This is a genomic window from Pseudomonas frederiksbergensis (assembly GCF_003732665.1).
GTDB classification, from domain to species: domain Bacteria; phylum Pseudomonadota; class Gammaproteobacteria; order Pseudomonadales; family Pseudomonadaceae; genus Aquipseudomonas; species Aquipseudomonas frederiksbergensis_G.
This window is the reverse complement of the sequence record NZ_MOBP01000001.1, coordinates 163678-182239: the sequence shown is the minus strand read 5'-3', so window position 1 is coordinate 182239 and position 18562 is coordinate 163678. Positions and strand designations below refer to the sequence as shown.

Genomic DNA, 18562 nt, shown 5'->3' with positions numbered 1-18562 from the left:
GCCTATTACATGGCACGTTTCTTCCGTCGTCGTAAATTCTGCCGCTTCACCGCTGAAGACGTGAAAGAGATCGATTACAAAGATCTCAACACTCTGAAAGCCTACGTATCCGAGACCGGCAAAATCGTTCCAAGCCGCATCACCGGTACTAAAGCACGTTATCAGCGTCAGCTGGCCACCGCTATCAAGCGCGCCCGCTTCCTGGCCCTGCTGGCCTACACCGACAGCCACGGCCGCTGAGACCGGGCAGTCGACACGTAGCAAAGGATTGAATGCATGCGCGCCATAGCTGAGTTCATCATGCGCGGCCGTATGCAGGCCACTCTGGTAGTGGCTGGATGCGCAACGTTGCCGTTGTTGTATTGGTTGGGTGCTGCCGCAGGTTGCCTTGTGCTCCTGCGGCGCGGATTGAAGGACGCCATAGGCGTACTTGCTCTGGGACTGCTGCCGGCCTTGGTCTGGTGGCTTTACTCCGACGACCCACGGGCACTTCTGGTGCTGCTGGGGTCTTCGGGCCTTGCGTTGGTTTTGCGCGCAAGCGAGTCCTGGAACCGCGTGCTGCTGGTCAGCATAGCGATGGGAGTGGTGTTTGCAGTGGTGCTGGGGACAGCTTTTGCTCCCCAAATCGAGATGCTGGCGCAGGCCTTGATAAAGGTCATGCCGTCGCTACTCGGTGATGTCTACCAGAAGTTGTCGGTAGATGAGCAAGCGCGTTTCGCGTCCCTGATTGCACCGGTCCTGACCGGCCTTATAGCGGCATTGTTGCAAATCGTCAGTGTGCTGAGCCTGCTTGTCGGGCGCTACTGGCAGGCGTTGTTGTACAACCCGGGTGGTTTTGGTCGCGAGTTTCGCGCCATCCGATTCCCGCTGGGGCTGGCGATGTTACTGCTGGCGTTCATGCTGCTGGGACCGAACTTCGGTTCCCAGTTGGCGATGTTGACGCCGTTGTGCAGTGTACCGCTGGTGTTCGCCGGGCTGGCCCTGATCCACGGGCTGGTGGCGCAAAAGCGACTGGCCAGGTTCTGGCTGGTGGGGTTGTACGTGACGCTGTTGCTGTTCATGCAACTGATCTATCCGTTGCTGGTGGTCTTGGCCATCGTCGACAGCCTGATTGATTTTCGCGGTCGTCATGCGTCGAAAGACGCCGATAACGCGAACGGTGAAGGTTAAAAGTTAAGAGGATTTTCACATGCAACTGATCCTTCTGGAAAAAGTCACCAACCTGGGCAACCTGGGTGACAAAGTGAACGTTAAGGCTGGTTACGGTCGTAACTACCTGCTGCCTTACGGCAAAGCTACCGCTGCGACCGCTGCCAACGTGGCTGCGTTCGAAGAGCGTCGCGCTGAGCTGGAAAAAGCCGCAGCAGACCGTAAGACTTCGGCTGAAAACCGCGCCGCCCAACTGGCTGAGCTGGAAGTGACTATCACTGCCACCGCTGGTGACGAAGGCAAGCTGTTCGGTTCGATCGGTACTCACGACATCGCTGATGCACTGACCGCCTCCGGCGTTGAAGTGGCAAAAAGCGAAGTTCGTCTGCCGAACGGCACTATCCGCAACGTAGGCGAATTCGACGTAGCCGTGCACCTGCACGCCGAAGTTGAAGCCACCGTACGCGTTGTCGTGGTAGCAGCTTAAGCAGCACTTGTCGGCTGGCACCCTCAGGTGCTTGCCGGTAACATCGGGCACGATCCTGTTTACAGGTCGTGCCCTTTGTCTTTCTGCAGTTCCTGATTTTCACACTCCTTATTCAACAAGTGGCCATGAACGATATCTCCGCTCCTGAGCAATACGATCTGCAAACCGCTGCCCTGAAGGTGCCGCCGCATTCCATCGAGGCCGAACAGGCCGTGCTCGGTGGTTTGATGCTGGACAACAACGCCTGGGAACGCGTGCTCGATCAGGTCTCGGACGGCGATTTCTATCGACATGACCACCGCCTGATCTTCCGGGCAATCGCCAAACTGGCGGACATGAACTCGCCAATCGACGTCGTGACCCTGGCCGAGCAATTGGACAAGGAAGGTCAGACCTCGCAAGTCGGCGGCCTCGGTTACCTCGGCGAACTGGCAAAAAACACACCGTCCGTCGCCAATATCAAGGCCTATGCGCAGATCGTTCGTGCACGGGCGACGTTGCGACAGTTGATCGGCATCGCCACCGAAATCGCCGACAGCGCCTTCAACCCCGAAGGCCGCTCGGCGGAAGAGATTCTCGACGAAGCCGAACGGCAGATTTTCCAGATTGCTGAGGCCCGGCCAAAAACCGGCGGCCCGGTGAGTGTGAATGACCTGCTGACCAAGGCCATCGACCGCATCGACACCTTGTTCAACACCGACAACGCCATCACCGGCCTGTCTACCGGTTATACCGACCTCGACGGGATGACCAGCGGCCTGCAGCCGTCCGACCTGATCATCGTCGCCGGCCGTCCGTCCATGGGTAAAACCACCTTTGCGATGAACCTGGTGGAAAACGCCGTGTTGCGCAGCGACAAGTGCGTCCTGGTTTACTCGCTGGAGATGCCAGGCGAATCGCTGATCATGCGTATGTTGTCGTCCCTGGGCCGCATCGACCAGACCAAGGTCCGGGCCGGTCGCCTCGACGATGACGATTGGCCGCGCCTGACCTCGGCGGTCAACCTGCTCAACGATCGCAAGCTGTTCATCGACGATACGGCGGGTATCAGCCCTTCGGAAATGCGTGCGCGGACCCGACGCCTGGTGCGTGAGCACGGCGACGTGGCTTTGATCATGATCGACTACCTGCAATTGATGCAGATCCCCGGCTCCGGTGGCGACAACCGGACCAACGAGATTTCCGAAATCTCCCGTTCCTTGAAGGCCCTGGCCAAGGAATTCAACTGCCCGGTGGTGGCGCTGTCGCAGCTCAACCGCTCCCTGGAGCAACGGCCGAACAAACGCCCGATCAACTCCGACCTCCGGGAATCCGGAGCGATCGAGCAGGATGCTGACGTAATCATGTTCGTGTACCGGGATGAGGTCTATCACCCGGAAACCGAGCACAAGGGCATCGCCGAGATCATCATCGGTAAACAGCGGAACGGCCCGATCGGCACGTCGCGTCTGGCGTTCATCGGTAAATACACCCGTTTTGAAAACCTGGCGCCGGGCAGTTACAACTTCGACGACGAATAACAACCTGTGGGAGCGGGCTTGCTCGCGAAAGCGGTGTACCAGACAACATCAATGTCGCCTGACACACCGCTTTCGCGAGCAAGCCCGCTCCCACAAGGGTTATGCGCAATTTCCGACCATAGCCGTCGGAATTGGTTATTTTTTGTGCTATATTCCGCGCCCGCGAAATTCAATGAAAGCCAACACCGGTTATCGACATGATGCAAGCAGCCAAGCCGTTATTTGACTATCCCAAGTACTGGGCCGAATGTTTCGGGCCAGCGCCATTCCTGCCCATGAGCAGGGAGGAGATGGATCAGCTTGGCTGGGATTCCTGCGACATCATTATCGTCACCGGCGATGCGTACGTTGACCATCCGTCGTTCGGCATGGCGATCATCGGCCGGCTGCTGGAGTCGCAAGGCTTCCGCGTCGGGATCATTGCCCAGCCGAACTGGCAGTCCAAAGATGACTTCATGAAGCTCGGCGAGCCGAACCTGTTCTTCGGTGTCGCGGCCGGCAACATGGACTCGATGATCAACCGCTACACCGCCGACAAGAAAATCCGTTCCGACGACGCCTACACCCCCGGTGGCCTGGCGGGCAAACGTCCGGACCGTGCGAGCCTGGTCTACAGCCAGCGCTGCAAGGAAGCCTACAAAAACGTGCCGATCGTGCTCGGTGGCATCGAAGCCTCCCTGCGCCGCATCGCCCACTACGATTACTGGCAGGATCGGGTGCGCAACTCGATCCTGATCGACGCCAGCGCCGACATCCTGCTCTACGGCAACGCCGAGCGGGCGATTGTCGAAGTCGCCCAGCGTCTGTCCTACGGTCACAAGATCGAAGACATCACTGACGTACGCGGCACCGCGTTCATCCGTCGTGACACGCCGAAAGACTGGTACGAAGTCGATTCCACGCGCATCGACCGTCCGGGCAAGGTCGACAAGATCATCAACCCGTACGTCAACACCCAGGACACCCAGGCCTGCGCCATCGAGCAGGAAAAAGGCCCGGTTGAAGACCCGGAAGAAGCCAAGGTCGTACAGATCCTGGCCAGCCCGAAGATGACTCGCGACAAGACTGTGATTCGTCTGCCATCGGTCGAGAAAGTCCGTGGCGACGCGGTTCTCTACGCTCACGCCAACCGCGTGCTGCACCTGGAAACCAACCCGGGCAACGCCCGTGCGCTGGTGCAGAAGCATGGCGAAGTCGACGTCTGGTTCAACCCGCCGCCGATTCCGATGACCACCGAAGAAATGGACTACGTGTTCGGCATGCCTTACGCACGGGTTCCGCACCCGGCGTACGGCAAGGAAAAAATCCCGGCCTACGACATGATCCGTTTCTCGGTGAACATCATGCGTGGCTGCTTCGGTGGCTGCACCTTCTGCTCGATCACTGAGCACGAAGGCCGGATCATACAGAACCGTTCCGAAGAGTCGATCATTCGCGAAATCGAAGAGATCCGCGACAAGGTCCCAGGCTTCACCGGCGTCATTTCCGACCTCGGCGGCCCGACCGCGAACATGTACCGCATCGCCTGCAAGAGCCCGGAAATCGAATCCGCGTGCCGCAAGCCGTCGTGCGTGTTCCCGGGCATCTGCCCGAACCTGAACACCGACCACTCGTCGTTGATCCAGCTTTATCGCAGCGCCCGTGCCTTGCCGGGTGTGAAGAAGATCCTGATTGCGTCCGGCCTGCGCTACGACCTCGCGGTCGAGTCGCCGGAATACGTCAAGGAGCTGGTGACCCACCACGTTGGTGGTTACCTGAAGATCGCCCCGGAACACACCGAGGAAGGTCCGCTTAACCAAATGATGAAACCGGGCATTGGCAGCTATGACAAGTTCAAGCGCATGTTCGAGAAGTACTCCAAGGAAGCCGGGAAAGAGCAGTACCTGATTCCGTACTTCATCGCCGCTCACCCGGGCACCACCGACGAAGACATGATGAACCTGGCCCTGTGGCTCAAGGGCAACGGCTTCCGTGCCGACCAGGTGCAGGCGTTCTACCCGTCGCCGATGGCCACCGCCACCGCGATGTACCACTCGGGCAAGAACCCGCTGCGTAAGGTCACTTACAAGAGCGACGCCGTGACCATCGTCAAGAGCGAAGAGCAGCGTCGTCTGCACAAGGCGTTCTTGCGTTATCACGACCCGAAAGGCTGGCCGATGCTGCGTGAAGCGCTGACTCGCATGGGCCGCGCCGACCTGATCGGGCCGGGCAAGAACCAGTTGATCCCGTTGCATCAACCGGCCACCGACAGCTACCAGAGCGCCCGTCGCAAGAACTCGACCCCGGCAGGCAGCCATAAAGTGGCGGGGGAGAAGACCACCAAGATCCTGACCCAGCACACCGGTTTGCCGCCGCGTGCCAGTGACGGTGGTAATCCTTGGGACAAGCGTGAACAGGCCAAGGCTGCGGCGTTCGCCCGCAACCAACAAGCGGCCAAGGATCGTAAGGATGCGGCTAAAGGCAAGGGGCCCAAGCCTGCGCGTAAGCCGGTAGTGCCGCGCTAAGCGTCGCTTGAGCTGAACAAAACGCCAACCTTCGGGTTGGCGTTTTTTTTTGCCTGCAGATCGATCGTTCCCTCGCTCTGCGTGGGAATGCCTCCAGGGACGCTCCGCGTCCAGTGACGCAGAGCGTCACGGGCTGCATTCCTACGCGGGAGCGTGGGAACGATCATCCAGATTTTGTGTTGGGGTCACTGGCCTCTTCGCGAGCAAGCCCGCTCCCACATTTGATCTCTGTTGTTCACAAATCATGCTTCCACCACCGATCCCCTGTGGGAGCGGGCTTGCTCGCGAAGAGGCCGGTACAGCCACTGTAAATCCTGGCTGACACCCCGGACCGCCACATTTGCGTGCAATTGGCCCAAACCAATTTCCCGCATCGCCCGATTTTGGTGCTGTACTGCCTTAAGCAATCTATGAAAGCGCCAGCGCTGCGCGATGGCATAAGTCTTGCGCGCTGTCGAATACGCTTAAGGCTCGCAGGAGGCACGCCGTGTCGATTCATGTCGCATTGCATCACGTCACGCATTACCGCTACGACCGCGCCGTTGAGCTCGGTCCGCAGATCGTTCGCCTGCGCCCGGCCGCCCACAGTCGCACGCGGATTTTGTCCTATGCGCTGAAAGTCTCGCCCGAGCAGCACTTCATCAACTGGCAGCAGGACCCCCAGGGCAATTACCTGGCGCGTCTGGTGTTCCCGGAGAAAACCGATGAACTGCGGATCGAGGTCGACCTGCTGGCGGAAATGGCGGTGTTCAATCCGTTCGACTTCTTCCTCGAGCCCTACGCGGAAAAGATCCCGTTCACCTACGCCGCCGATGAGCGCAAGGAACTGGCGCCATACCTGGAAACCTTGCCCCTGACGCCGAAGTTCAAGGCCTACCTGGACGGCATCGACCGCACGCCGCTGCCCAGCGTGGATTTCCTCGTCGCCCTCAACCAGCGCCTGAGCGAAGACATCGGTTACCTGATCCGCATGGAGCCCGGCGTCCAGACGCCCGAACATACCCTCGAACACGCCTCCGGTTCCTGCCGCGACTCGGCGTGGCTGCTGGTGCAATTACTGCGCAACCTCGGGTTGGCGGCGCGGTTTGTCTCCGGCTACCTGATCCAGCTCACCGCCGACGTCAAAAGCCTCGACGGCCCTTCGGGCACCGAGGTGGACTTCACCGACCTGCACGCCTGGTGCGAAGTCTACTTGCCCGGCGCCGGCTGGATCGGCCTGGACGCGACCTCAGGGCTGTTTGCCGGTGAAGGACACATTCCGTTGGCGTGTAGTCCCGATCCGGGCTCTGCGGCACCGATCAGTGGCTTGGTGGAACCGTGCGAGTGCGAATTCACCCACGAAATGTCCGTGGAGCGGATTTGGGAAGCGCCACGGGTCACAAAGCCCTACACCGAAGACCAGTGGCTGGCGATCCAGGCACTGGGCCGGCAGATCGATGCCGACCTGCTGGAAGGCGACGTGCGCCTGACCATGGGCGGCGAACCGACCTTCGTTTCAATCGATGACCCGGACGGCGCCGAATGGAACACCGCCGCCCTTGGCCCGGACAAGCGGCGCCTGTCCGCCGAGCTGTTCCAGCGCATGCGCAAGCACTACGCGCCCAAAGGCCTGGTGCATTTCGGCCAGGGCAAGTGGTATCCCGGCGAGCAACTGCCGCGCTGGTCGCTGAACTGCTATTGGCGCCGTGACGGCGTGCCGATCTGGCACAACAGCGCGCTGATCGCCGATGAGCAGGAAGACTATGGCGCCGATGGCGCACTGGCCGGGCGTTTTCTCGCAAGTGTCGCCGAACGCCTGAAAATTCCCACACGCTTTGTGTTCCCAGCCTACGAAGACAATTTCTATTACCTATGGCGCGAAGGCGCGTTGCCGCAGAACGTCAGTGCCGAAGATTCGCGTCTGGAGGAACCGCTGGAGCGGGCGCGACTGCGCAAAGTCTTCAGCCAGGGCCTGGACAAGGTCATCGGCCAGGTCCTGCCGCTGGCACGCACCGCCAAGGGTGATCAATGGCAGAGCGGGCGCTGGTATCTGCGCGAGGAACATTGTCGGTTGGTGCCGGGGGATTCGCCCCTGGGTTATCGCTTGCCGCTGGCTTCGCAACCCTGGGTGAAAGCCGCGGAGTATCCGTTTATTCATCCGACGGACCCGAACCAGGCGTTTGCGGAGCTGCCGGACACCACGCAGCTACAAAATCACGGGCAACCGAAAACCGCCGATGAGCGCGAACCGAAGATCGACGAGTCCGCCGACTGGCTGACCCGCACCGCGTTCTGCGCCGAAGCCCGGGATGGCCGCTTGTACCTGTTTATGCCGCCGCTGGAACGGGTCGAGGATTATCTGGAACTGGTCGCCGCCATCGAGGCCACCGCCGAGGAATTGCTGTGTCCGGTCTTGCTGGAAGGCTATGAGCCGCCGAGCGATCCGCGCCTGAGTAACTTCCGCATTACCCCGGACCCGGGCGTGATCGAAGTCAACGTGCAACCGTCTGCGACCTGGGACGAATTGGTGGAACGCACCGAGTTCCTGTACGAAGAAGCACGCCAGACCCGACTGACCACCGAAAAATTCATGATTGACGGCCGCCACACCGGCACCGGCGGCGGTAACCATTTCGTACTGGGTGGCGCGACGCCGGCGGACTCGCCGTTCCTGCGTCGTCCGGACTTGCTGCGTAGCCTGATCAGTTACTGGCATAACCACCCGTCCCTGTCCTACCTGTTTTCCGGGCTGTTCATCGGCCCGACCTCCCAAGCGCCGCGAGTGGACGAGGCGCGCAACGATTCCCTGTATGAACTGGAAATCGCCTTCGCCCAGATGCCGAAACCGGGGGAAGAATGCGCGCCGTGGCTGGTGGATCGACTGCTGCGCAACCTGCTGATCGACGTCACCGGCAACACCCACCGCGCCGAGTTCTGCATCGACAAGCTCTATTCACCGGACGGCGCCACCGGGCGTCTCGGTTTGCTGGAGTTGCGCGCTTTTGAAATGCCGCCCCATGCCCGGATGAGTCTGGCCCAGCAGTTGTTGCTGCGGGCGTTGGTGGCGCGGTTCTGGCGCGAACCTTATGCACCGCCGAAACTGGCGCGCTGGGGCACCGAACTGCACGATCGCTTTCTGTTGCCGCACTTTATCGAACAGGATTTCGCCGACGTCATCGTTGATCTGAATGCCGCCGGTTATCCGGTGCGGGCCGAGTGGTTTGCCGCGCATCTTGAGTTTCGTTTTCCGAAGGTCGGCGACTATGCCGTCAGTGGTATCGAGCTGGAAGTGCGTCAGGCCCTTGAGCCTTGGCATGTGCTGGGCGAGGAGGGCGCGGTCGGCGGCACGGTGCGTTATGTGGATTCGTCCCTGGAGCGTTTGCAGGTCAAGGTTTCCGGTCTGGCACCGCAACGTTATCTGCTGACCTGCAATGGCATTCCGGTGCCGTTGCAACCGACCGGTCGGGTCGGCGAATTCGTCGCCGGCGTGCGCTTTCGCGCCTGGCAACCGTCCAACTGTCTGCAACCGACCATCCCGGTCCACGCGCCGCTGGTGTTCGACCTGCTCGACGCCTGGATGGAGCGTTCCCTGGGCGGCTGCCAGTACCACGTCGCCCATCCGGGCGGGCGCAACTACGACAGCCTGCCGGTGAATGCCAATGAGGCGGAGAGCCGGCGCATGGCGCGATTCTTCCGAATCGGACACACCCCAGGGAAACTTCCTACACCCAACGTGACGATTAACGACGAGCTGCCGATGACGCTCGATTTGCGACGTTTCTAAGCCCTACACGACGCTCGGATTTTTCGTATATCCGAGCGTCATGAGCCTGCGTTAGTCTGACCGTTCTTTGCTGTCTGCCGAGCTTTCCATGCCTGACCTGCTTGACCGCTACCCGCTGACGGCGGGCACTTATCACGAACTGCTCGACGACAACGGCGCGGTACGTGCGCACTGGCGTCGGTTGTTCGACCAATTGCAGCGCAGCACCCCGGCGCAACTGGTGCAGCGCCAGGCCTTGCTGACCCGGCAAATCCAGGAAAACGGCGTGACCTACAACGTCTATGCCGATCCCAAGGGCGCTGATCGTCCGTGGGAGCTGGACTTGTTACCCCACGTGATTGCGGCTGATGAGTGGCAGCATTTGTCCGCCGGGATTGCCCAGCGGGCGCGGCTGCTCAATGCGGTGTTGGCGGATTTGTATGGTCCGCAGCGGTTGATCGCCGAAGGGCTGTTGCCGGCTGAATTGGTGTTCGGGCACAACAACTTCCTCTGGCCCTGTCAGGGCATTGCACCGCCTGACGGGGCTTTTTTGCATCTGTATGCCGTGGACCTGGCGCGCACGCCCGACGGTCGTTGGTGGGTCACGGCGGATCGGACCCAGGCGCCGTCCGGTGCTGGTTATGCGTTGGAAAACCGCACCATCGTGTCCCGGGCCTTTCCCGAGTTGTACCGGGATTTGAAGGTGCAGCACCTGGCCGGGTTCTTCCGCACCTTGCAGGAAACGTTGGCCCGCCAGGCCCCGAGCGACGATGACGCGCCGCTGGTGGTGTTGTTGACCCCTGGGCGGTTCAACGAAAGCTATTTCGAACATTTATATCTGGCTCGGCAATTGGGTTATCCACTGGTGGAGGGTGGCGACCTGACCGTTCGTGACGCCACCGTCTACCTGAAAACCCTGAGCGGTCTGCGCCGGGTGCACGCGATCATGCGCCGCCTCGATGATGATTTCTGCGATCCGCTGGAACTGCGCACCGACTCGGCCCTCGGTGTGCCGGGGTTGCTGGAAGCCGTGCGCCAGGGCCGGGTGCTGGTCGCCAATGCCTTGGGCAGCGGCGTACTGGAGTCGCCGGGGTTGCTGGGCTTCTTGCCAAGGATCAATCAATTCCTGTTCGGCGAAGAACTGATCCTGCCGTCCATCGCCACCTGGTGGTGCGGCGAAGCCCCGGTACTGGCCCAGGCGCTGGAAAAACTCCCGGAGTTGCTGATCAAACCGGCGTTTCCGTCCCAGAGCTTCGCACCGGTGTTTGGCCGTGATTTGAGTGAAAAACAGCGCCAGGCCCTGGCCGAGCGCATGCAGGCGCGACCTTACGCCTATGTCGCGCAAGAACTGGCGCAGTTGTCCCAGGCGCCGATCTGGCAGGCCGAGGACGGTCAATTGCAACCCCGGGCGATTGGCATGCGCGTGTACGCGGTGGCCAGTCGTGATGGTTATCGCGTGTTGCCCGGTGGTCTGACCCGAGTCGCCGCCGAGGCCGACGCCGAAGTGGTGTCGATGCAGCGCGGCGGCGCGAGCAAGGATACGTGGGTGCTGGGTGAACGAGCGCCGAGCGGCGAGCAGTGGAAAACCCAGCGCACGATTGGTGTTCATGATCTGGTGCGGCGCGATCCGTACCTGCCGTCGCGGGTGGTGGAGAACCTGTTCTGGTTCGGTCGTTATTGCGAGCGCTGCGATGACAGTGCGCGGTTGCTGCGGGTGATGCTGGCGCGGTATGTCGACGGCGATGATCCGCAAGCGCTGGAGGCGGCGGTGGATCTTGGTGAACGCCTGCATCTGTTGCCCGAGGAAGGCGAGTTGCCGGAGCGCCTGCTCGCCGCACTGCTCGGCGATGATTGGCCGTTCAGCCTGCGTTCCAACCTGCAACGTTTGCAGTGGGCGGCCTCGCAAGTGCGCGGCAAGCTTTCCCGGGAAAACTGGCAGGCGCTGGTGGAGTTGCAGCGCGAGGCCATGGAGCTGGAAACCGAAGAACCGGATTTCGGCGAGATGCTGGATTTCCTCAATCGCTTGGTGATGTCCCTGGCGGCGCTGTCCGGTTTTGCCCTGGACGACATGACCCGGGATGAAGGCTGGCGCTTCCTGATGATCGGCCGGCGGATCGAGCGCTTGCAGTTTCTCAGCGCCAGCCTCGCGGCGTTTCTGCGCGGTGCCGGCGCGTTCGATCAGGCCGGGCTGGAATGGCTGCTGGAGTTGGGTAACAGCAGCATCACTTACCGCTCGCGGTATTTGGCGGTGGCGCAGCTGATTCCGGTGCTCGACCTGTTGCTGTTGGATGAGCAGAACCCCCATGCAGTGCTGTTCCAGTTGAAACTGGTCACACGGACCTTGAAGCGTCTGAACGACGATTTCGGCGCCCCCCGCGAGGCCGGGTTGCCGCGATTGGTGGAGCGCTTGGCGCATTTCGATTTGGGTTGCCTGGAGGACTCGCTGTTTGGCGAAGCCAGCATCGAGGCCGCCATCGAAGGCTTGGCCAATCTGCTGCAAGAAATCGCCGACGCCAGCGGCCAGGTTTCGGATCGCCTGGCGTTGCGCCATTTTGCCCATGTCGATGATGTCAGCCAGCGCACGGTGTCCGTCTGATGAATGCCCGTTACCAGATTTTCCATGACACCCATTATCACTACGACAGCCCGGTGTCCCTGGCGCAGCAACTGGCGCACCTGTGGCCGCGAGCTTGTACCTGGCAACGTTGCACCGCCCAGGCGTTGCTGATCAGCCCGGAGCCGACAACCCGCCGCGATGAACTGGACGTGTTCGGCAATCCGCTGACCCGCCTGGCCTTCGAACGGCCCCACGATGAATTGCTGGTGAACGCCGAACTCACCGTCGAAGTGCTGGCCCGACCGATCCTGGATTTCACTCAATCGCCAGCCTGGGAACAAACCCGCAATGCGCTGACCTACAGCAGTCAGCCGCTTTCCCCTGAGTTGCTGGAAGCCTGCCGCTATCGTTTCGAGTCGCCGTACGTGCATTTGAAGCGCAACTTCGTCGAGTTCTCGGAAAACTGTTTTCCACCGGGCCGACCATTGCTGTTGGGCGTCCAGGCGTTGATGGAAAAGATTTTCAGCGAATTCACCTTCGATGCCGAGGCCACACAGGTCGCCACGCCGCTGGTGGAAGTGCTGGAGCGGCGGCGTGGTGTCTGCCAGGACTTTGCGCACCTGATGCTCGCCTGTGTGCGCTCCCGGGGTTTGGCGGCGCGCTACATCAGCGGTTACCTGCTGACCCAGCCGCCGCCAGGCCAGCCTCGGCTGATCGGCGCCGACGCGTCCCATGCCTGGGTCTCGGTGTTTTGTCCGGTGCTGGGCTGGGTGGATTTCGACCCGACCAACAATGTGCAACCGGCGCTGGAACACATCACCCTGGCCTGGGGCCGGGACTTTTCTGATGTGTCGCCGTTGCGTGGGGTGATTCTGGGGGGCGGTAACCATGACCCGGAAGTCCGAGTCACCGTAATGCCACTGGATTAACCGAAATCCCCCTGTGGGAGCGGGCTTGCTCGCGAATGCGGTGTATCAATCGACATCAACGTTGTCTGGCACACCGCTTTCGCGAGCAAGCCCGCTCCCACAGGGATTGGATGCTGTCAGCGAAAAGGAGGAAATCCGATGTTCCCGGTTTCAATCAAAGGCGTCCTGCAATCCCCCGAAGGCCTCATCGTGCTGATGCTCAACGAGCGCGACGAATGGGAGCTACCCGGCGGGCGAATTGAGTTGGGCGAAACGGCAGCCGACTGCCTGGCTCGGGAAATCTCCGAGGAACTGGACGTCGAGGTGGAGGTGGGAGAGCCGCTGGATTCGTATCTGTTCGAGGTGATCCCCGGCAAACACGTATTCATCTCGACCTACCGCTGCCAGTTGCTGGGCGGTTTTGTGCCGAAAGTCAGCCATGAACACAAGGAAATCGGGCTGTTTGATCCGGAGGATTTGCCGGCCAACTTGCCCAGGGGGTATCGCGATTCGATTGGTAAAGCGTTGGGCCTGTGAGGGTCAGCAGCGGGGCTGCTGACCCTGGACACAGATCCGGTGAGCCTGATCAGATCATCGGGCCCTGAGGGTCTCAGGCGTCGGGCGCCTGATCTTTCGGTGCTTCAACATCATCTTCTGCCGTCACTTCACCTTCTGCATCCGGGTTCAGTGCTGCTGCTTCTTCTTCAGCTGTAGCTTTCTTGCGCTGAAGCTTTTCCTCTTTCTTCTGCTCCTTGGCCAAGTCTCTCTGACGTTTGGCGAAGGAATAATTAGGTTTAGCCATGGGCGATCCTCTTGGGTCGAAGGTGAGGTTGAGCGGCGCATATTCTGCCCTGTATCGGTGCCTAGCCGTTAGCTGGGTTTTTGCTCGGCCCATTTTGGCAGGACCGAGGGTCGCCAGGCGTCCAGTGCATCGATCAAGGTTTGCGGCGATTCGCTCACTTGCAGCATGTCACGGTGTGGTGCGCGAACGAAGCCTTCGCCGACGATATGATCAAGAAAAGCCGTCAATTGGCCATAGAAACCGTTTACTTCGAGCAAACCGAGGGGTTTGCCGTGGTAGCCGAGCTGGCCCCAGGTCCAGACTTCGAACAGTTCTTCCAGGGTGCCGAGGCCGCCGGGCAGCGCGATGAATGCGTCGCTGAGTTCAGCCATCCGCGCCTTGCGCGCATGCATGCCGTCGACCACTTCCAGGCGGGTCAGGCCGCTGTGGCCGATTTCCTTGTCCTTGAGGCTTTGCGGGATGATGCCGATCACTTCACCGCCCGCCGCCAGTGCAGCATCGGCGACGATCCCCATCAACCCGACGGCGCCGCCGCCATAGACCAGGGTCAGCTTGCGCTCCGCCAATGCTCGCCCCAGGGCGACAGCCGCTTCACGATAGGCCGGGTTGGTGCCGGTGCTGGCACCGCAAAATACACAAACGGATGCGATAGACATGCCTTACTCCAGGGTCAGGATGGCCACAGAGTAAAGGCACGCACGCATCGATCCAAGGCTTAAACCTCGCGTTGAGGTGTTTCGTAGGTGCCGCTGGCGCCACAGGCGTAGGCGGCAAGCAAACTGCGCAGTAAGCTGTTGATGGACATGACAGGCGCTCCAGATAAGGGATGACCACCTGAGGATAGGGCCGGACCAGAGGCCTGGCTGTTAGATTGTTTCGATGAGTGTCATAGCTGGAAAGTTGTATACAATTTTTGATTCAAGTCATAGGAACTTGCGAAGTTTTCAGGCAGTCTTCTGTCCATTCGCGATTCGTTAACCCTGCCTTGGAGATTCACCATGTTTGCCAAACTTGTTGCGGTATCCCTCCTGACGCTGGCCAGCAGCCAATTGATGGCTGCCGAGTGCAAGACCACCATCGACTCCACTGACCAGATGTCCTTCAACACCAAGGCCATCGAAATCGACAAGAGCTGCAAGACGTTCACCGTGGAACTGACCCACTCCGGCAGCCTGCCGAAAAACGTGATGGGCCATAACTGGGTGCTGAGCAAAGAAGCCGACATGCAGCCGATCGCCACCGCTGGTTTGGCCGCCGGCATCGACAAGAACTACCTGCCGGAAGGTGACGCACGCATCATTGCTCACACCAAAATCATTGGTGCTAAAGAGACAGACTCGGTGACTTTCGATGTGTCGAAGCTTGATGCTGCTGAAAAATACGGTTTCTTCTGCTCGTTCCCTGGCCACATCTCGATGATGAAAGGCACGGTTACCCTGAAGTAAGTCGGGCCACCGCGTTATCGTTCTTCGCGAGCAAGCCCGCTCCCACATTGGTCCTGTGAACACCGGTCCAGTGTGGGAGCGGGCTTGCTCGCGAATAGGCCTTGCGCATCGATAAATGCCTGGGCCAAAGAAAAGCCCGCTGAGGATCAACTCCTTCAGCGGGCTTTTTTTGTTCACACATCAAGGCGCAAACGGCATCACCCGCTTGTGATGGGTCTTCCTGTACGTATCGCAGATGATCTTGAACGCTTCCTCCCGCACCGCCTCGCCATGCAGGAACGCATCAATCTCCGCATACGTTACGCCATGGGACGCTTCGTCCGGCTTGCCCGGCGACAGGTCTTCAAGGTCCGCTGTCGGGACCTTTTCCACCAACGATTCCGGCGCACCGAAGCTGCGGGCAATCGCGCGGACCTGGTTCTTCACCAAACCGCTCAATGGCGCCAGGTCGCAGGCGCCGTCACCGAACTTGGTGAAGAACCCCATCACCGCTTCCGCCGCGTGGTCAGTACCGATCACCAACCCTTGGGCCGCGCCGGCGATGGTGTACTGGGCAACCATGCGCATCCGCGCCTTGGTGTTGCCGAGCACGAAATCCACCGACACCGCATGCTTGCCTTCGAACGCCGCGACTTCACTGGCCAGGGATTTGACCGCCGGGCCGATGTTCACGGTGTGACGCTCGTCCGGCGCGATGAAATCCACCGAAGCCTGGGCGTCGTGTTCATCGAACTGGGTTTCGTACGGCAGGCGCACGGCGATGAACTTGTAACTGTCGTCACCGCTGCGGGTGCGCAATTCGCGCATGGCACGCTGGGCCAGCAGGCCGGCGGTCAGGGAATCGACGCCGCCGCTGATGCCCAGCACCAGGGTCTTGAGCCCGGAATTGACCAGACAATCCTGGATAAAGGTAATCCGCCGGGCGACTTCAGCCTCGAGGGCCGCTTGATTGGCGAACGGCGGCTGAACCTTGAGCTGATCAGCAATCTCACGCTGTACGGCTTGCATGAATTCACTCCTTGCTTGGAATACTGGAAAGGGCAGGTACTTTGAAAACGTGTCGCAAATAGGCGACGAAATTCGGGTCTTTGCAGTGAGTCTTGCCGGGCTCATCGGAGATCTTCGCCACCGGTTGGCCGTTGCAGGCGGTCATTTTAAGCACGATGCTCATCGGTTCAACACCCGGAATGTCACAGGTCAGGTTGGTGCCGATGCCAAAGCTGACATTGATCCGACCGCGCAATGCACGGAATATTTCCAGGGACTTGGGCAGCGTCAGGCTGTCGGAGAACACCAGGGTCTTGCTCATCGGGTCGATGCCGAGCTTGTGGTAATGGGCGATGGATTTTTCCGCCCACAGCACCGGGTCCCCGGAATCGTGGCGCAGGCCGTCGAAGAGCTTGGCGAAATACAGGTCGAAATCGCCGAGGAAGGCATCGGTGGTGATGCAGTCGGTCAGGGCGATCCCGAGCAGGCCGCGATACTCGCGAACCCAGCAATCCAGCGCGGCAATCTGACTGTCGATCAGCCGCGGGCCGAGTTGTTGATGGGCCATGATCCACTCGTGGGCCATGGTGCCCAGGGGTTTCATGTCCAGCTCGCGGGACAGGTGCACGTTGCTGGTGCCGACGAAACGTCCGGGGAAATCGTGCTTGAGCACGTTCACCACTTCTTCCTGCACGCGGTAAGAAAACCGACGCCGGGTGCCGAAATCGGCGACCTGCAACTCGGACAATTCGTCACTGCTGGCGTTGGCGGTCAGCCAGTCAAACTTGCGGTAGAGCTGCTCGCGGGCCTGTTCAAGGACGACTTCACGGTAGCGATAGCGGTTTCGCACTTCACTGACGATCGCCAGCATCGGCACTTCGAACAGAATCACATGCAGCCACGGCCCGCGCAGGCGGATGAACAACTCGCCATTCTCGATGCCGGTATGGACGTAACGCAGGTTGAAGCGGAACAAGCCGAGAAAGCGCAGGAAATCCGGTTTCATGAAGCTGATGCGCTCCAGGAAACTCAACTGGTCGGCGCTCAGGCTCAACTCGGCCAGGCGCTCGATCTGGTAACGGATCTCCGCCAGGTACGGGCGCAAATCCTCACTGTTACGGCAACGAAACTCCCATTCGACTTCCACGTTAGGGTAGTTGTGCAGCACCGCCTGCATCATCGTCAGTTTGTAGAAGTCGGTGTCGAGCAGGTTCTGCACGATGCGATCGCCGAATACGCTCTCGCTCATAAGGGAATCTCCAGGCTGGCCGCGGCCCGTGGTCGCGACGTTTCAGCTGTATCAATGAATGGGGCTAGTGGCGCATATCGGGGGTACGGATTGCCAGCGTTTTTTTAGGCGCAGGAGATCCCTGTGGGAGCGGGCTTGCTCGCGAAGGGGCCAGTACATTCAACATCGATATTGACTGGCCCATCGCTTTCGCGAGCAAGCCCGCTCCCACAGGGATGGTGTGATGCATCAAATTTGTGGGGTGTCCGGGCTATCAATCTGCTCCAACATCCATTTCACAAAGTCCCGCACTTTGGGCACTTCCGCCGAATGTTCGGGGTAGGCCAGGTAATACGCGTCGGAACTCGGCATCGCATGCTTCCACGGAATAACCAGTTTGCCGTCGGCCAATTCCTCTTCCACCAGAAACCGTGGCAACAGTGCCACGCCGCAGCCAACCTGCGCGGCACGGATGCACATATAAAAGGTTTCGAAGCGCGGGCCGTGGTAGCTGTGTTCGGTGTGATAGCCCTGGCTGTCGAACCAGTCGTGCCAGGCCTGGGGCCGGGAGGCGTTTTGCAGCAGGACCAGGTCGGTGAGTTGCGTCGGGTCGGTGAACGGCGTGTCCGGCAGGCTGCCCGGGGCGCAGACCGGGACCAGCTCTTCACCAAACAATTTCAGGCTTTCGGTGCCAGGCCGCGAGCCTTGGCCGAAGTAGAACGCCAGGTCGCTACGACCTTGCAGCAGGTCGTCGGCTTCCTGCTCGCTGCACAAATCGAGGTGAATAGACGGATGACGCAGGCGCCAGCCTTTCAGGCGCGGCACCAGCCAGCGGGCGCCGAAGGTCGGCGGCGTCGACACGCGCAGGACTTCGGTGTCACCGCCGTAGGAACGCAGGTAGTGGGTCGACATTTCCACCTGAGTGAGGATCTTTCGTACCTCGACCAGGTACAAATCGCCGGCCGGGGTCATTTGCAGGCGTCGGCGCACCCGGCGGAACAGCAGGTGCTGCAGCAGCTCTTCGAGTTGCGCGACCTGTTTGCTGACGGCGCTCTGGGTCAGGTTCAGCTCTTCGGCGGCCCGGGTGAAGCTCAGATGCCGGGTCACGGCCTCGAAACACTGCAGGGCGGTGATCGACGGCAAGTAGCGTTTATTCAGCATGGGTGGTCCTTTTTCTTGTTGCTCTATGCTTTTCTTTTACCGACAGATGCGAAGCATGAATAAACGGAATGA

15 protein-coding genes are annotated in these 18562 nt (G+C 60.4%); 10 read left to right on the top strand and 5 right to left on the bottom strand.

Annotated elements, in window-relative coordinates; all coding sequences use genetic code 11:
- Positions 1-9: 9 nt before the first annotated feature.
- The 9 genes from rpsR to BK665_RS00805 all read left to right on the top strand — a co-directional run bounded on the left by rpsR (position 10) and on the right by BK665_RS00805 (position 13404).
- Positions 10-240, top strand: coding sequence for a 30S ribosomal protein S18 (rpsR, locus tag BK665_RS00860; protein ID WP_002551829.1), 231 nt, complete (start codon positions 10-12; stop codon positions 238-240).
- A 36-nt stretch (positions 241-276) separates the two neighbouring features.
- Positions 277-1170, top strand: coding sequence for a YybS family protein (locus tag BK665_RS00855; protein ID WP_123402421.1), 894 nt, complete (start codon positions 277-279; stop codon positions 1168-1170).
- Between the two features lie 19 nt (positions 1171-1189).
- Positions 1190-1636 (top strand): 50S ribosomal protein L9, encoded by a 447-nt coding sequence (gene rplI, locus BK665_RS00850; protein WP_054044100.1) that lies wholly within the window; start codon positions 1190-1192, stop codon positions 1634-1636.
- Positions 1637-1761: 125 nt separating this feature from the next.
- Positions 1762-3156 carry a replicative DNA helicase gene (dnaB, locus tag BK665_RS00845; protein ID WP_123402757.1) on the top strand — a complete coding sequence of 465 codons (1395 nt, stop codon included), beginning with the start codon at positions 1762-1764 and terminating at the stop codon, positions 3154-3156.
- A gap of 200 nt (positions 3157-3356) precedes the next feature.
- Positions 3357-5660 carry a YgiQ family radical SAM protein gene (locus tag BK665_RS00835; protein WP_123402758.1) on the top strand — a complete coding sequence of 768 codons (2304 nt, stop codon included), beginning with the start codon at positions 3357-3359 and terminating at the stop codon, positions 5658-5660.
- A 487-nt stretch (positions 5661-6147) separates the two neighbouring features.
- Entirely contained in the window at positions 6148-9423 is a 3276-nt protein-coding gene (locus BK665_RS00825; RefSeq protein WP_123402418.1) for a transglutaminase family protein, read from the top strand.
- Positions 9424-9511: 88 nt separating this feature from the next.
- Entirely contained in the window at positions 9512-11998 is a 2487-nt protein-coding gene (locus tag BK665_RS00820; RefSeq protein ID WP_123402417.1) for a circularly permuted type 2 ATP-grasp protein, read from the top strand.
- A complete protein-coding gene (locus tag BK665_RS00815; RefSeq protein ID WP_123402416.1) occupies positions 11998-12888 on the top strand; it encodes a transglutaminase family protein in 891 nt (296 codons plus the stop codon). The genes BK665_RS00820 and BK665_RS00815 overlap by 1 nt, the downstream gene beginning before the upstream one ends.
- Before the next feature lie 138 nt (positions 12889-13026).
- A complete protein-coding gene (locus BK665_RS00805) occupies positions 13027-13404 on the top strand; it encodes an NUDIX hydrolase (protein WP_123402415.1) in 378 nt (125 codons plus the stop codon).
- 73 nt (positions 13405-13477) lie between these two features.
- Here BK665_RS00805 and BK665_RS00800 read toward each other — a convergent pair whose 3' ends face one another.
- Together BK665_RS00800 and BK665_RS00795 are read right to left on the bottom strand one after the other, a co-directional pair.
- On the bottom strand, positions 13478-13669 hold the full coding sequence (locus BK665_RS00800; protein WP_033055559.1) for a hypothetical protein: 192 nt from the start codon (positions 13667-13669) through the stop codon (positions 13478-13480).
- A 68-nt stretch (positions 13670-13737) separates the two neighbouring features.
- Complete coding sequence (locus BK665_RS00795; RefSeq protein WP_123402414.1) at positions 13738-14325, bottom strand: cytokinin riboside 5'-monophosphate phosphoribohydrolase; 588 nt, start codon at positions 14323-14325, stop codon at positions 13738-13740.
- Between the two features lie 342 nt (positions 14326-14667).
- Between BK665_RS00795 and azu the strand changes: the two genes are divergently transcribed.
- Positions 14668-15114 (top strand): azurin, encoded by a 447-nt coding sequence (gene azu / locus BK665_RS00790; protein WP_123402413.1) that lies wholly within the window; start codon positions 14668-14670, stop codon positions 15112-15114.
- A 180-nt stretch (positions 15115-15294) separates the two neighbouring features.
- Here azu and nadE read toward each other — a convergent pair whose 3' ends face one another.
- The 3 genes from nadE to BK665_RS00775 all read right to left on the bottom strand — a co-directional run bounded on the left by nadE (position 15295) and on the right by BK665_RS00775 (position 18490).
- Complete coding sequence (gene nadE, locus BK665_RS00785; protein WP_123402412.1) at positions 15295-16122, bottom strand: NAD(+) synthase; 828 nt, start codon at positions 16120-16122, stop codon at positions 15295-15297.
- 4 nt (positions 16123-16126) lie between these two features.
- Positions 16127-17350: a nicotinate phosphoribosyltransferase gene (gene pncB / locus BK665_RS00780; RefSeq protein WP_123402411.1), complete on the bottom strand. Its 1224-nt coding sequence runs from the start codon at positions 17348-17350 to the stop codon at positions 16127-16129.
- 228 nt (positions 17351-17578) lie between these two features.
- Positions 17579-18490, bottom strand: coding sequence for a LysR family transcriptional regulator (locus BK665_RS00775; RefSeq protein WP_123402410.1), 912 nt, complete (start codon positions 18488-18490; stop codon positions 17579-17581).
- Positions 18491-18562 lie beyond the last annotated feature (72 nt).

Coding starts and splice junctions, on each gene's coding strand:
- BK665_RS00855 (WP_123402421.1), top strand. CDS start 277: ATGCGCGCCATAGCTGAGTTCATCATGCGCGGCCGTATGCAGGCCACT.
- BK665_RS00775 (WP_123402410.1), bottom strand. CDS start 18,490: ATGCTGAATAAACGCTACTTGCCGTCGATCACCGCCCTGCAGTGTTTC.
- azu (WP_123402413.1), top strand. CDS start 14,668: ATGTTTGCCAAACTTGTTGCGGTATCCCTCCTGACGCTGGCCAGCAGC.
- BK665_RS00800 (WP_033055559.1), bottom strand. CDS start 13,669: ATGGCTAAACCTAATTATTCCTTCGCCAAACGTCAGAGAGACTTGGCC.
- BK665_RS00795 (WP_123402414.1), bottom strand. CDS start 14,325: ATGTCTATCGCATCCGTTTGTGTATTTTGCGGTGCCAGCACCGGCACC.
- dnaB (WP_123402757.1), top strand. CDS start 1,762: ATGAACGATATCTCCGCTCCTGAGCAATACGATCTGCAAACCGCTGCC.
- BK665_RS00815 (WP_123402416.1), top strand. CDS start 11,998: ATGAATGCCCGTTACCAGATTTTCCATGACACCCATTATCACTACGAC.
- pncB (WP_123402411.1), bottom strand. CDS start 17,350: ATGAGCGAGAGCGTATTCGGCGATCGCATCGTGCAGAACCTGCTCGAC.
- BK665_RS00805 (WP_123402415.1), top strand. CDS start 13,027: ATGTTCCCGGTTTCAATCAAAGGCGTCCTGCAATCCCCCGAAGGCCTC.
- rpsR (WP_002551829.1), top strand. CDS start 10: ATGGCACGTTTCTTCCGTCGTCGTAAATTCTGCCGCTTCACCGCTGAA.
- nadE (WP_123402412.1), bottom strand. CDS start 16,122: ATGCAAGCCGTACAGCGTGAGATTGCTGATCAGCTCAAGGTTCAGCCG.
- BK665_RS00835 (WP_123402758.1), top strand. CDS start 3,357: ATGCAAGCAGCCAAGCCGTTATTTGACTATCCCAAGTACTGGGCCGAA.
- BK665_RS00820 (WP_123402417.1), top strand. CDS start 9,512: ATGCCTGACCTGCTTGACCGCTACCCGCTGACGGCGGGCACTTATCAC.
- rplI (WP_054044100.1), top strand. CDS start 1,190: ATGCAACTGATCCTTCTGGAAAAAGTCACCAACCTGGGCAACCTGGGT.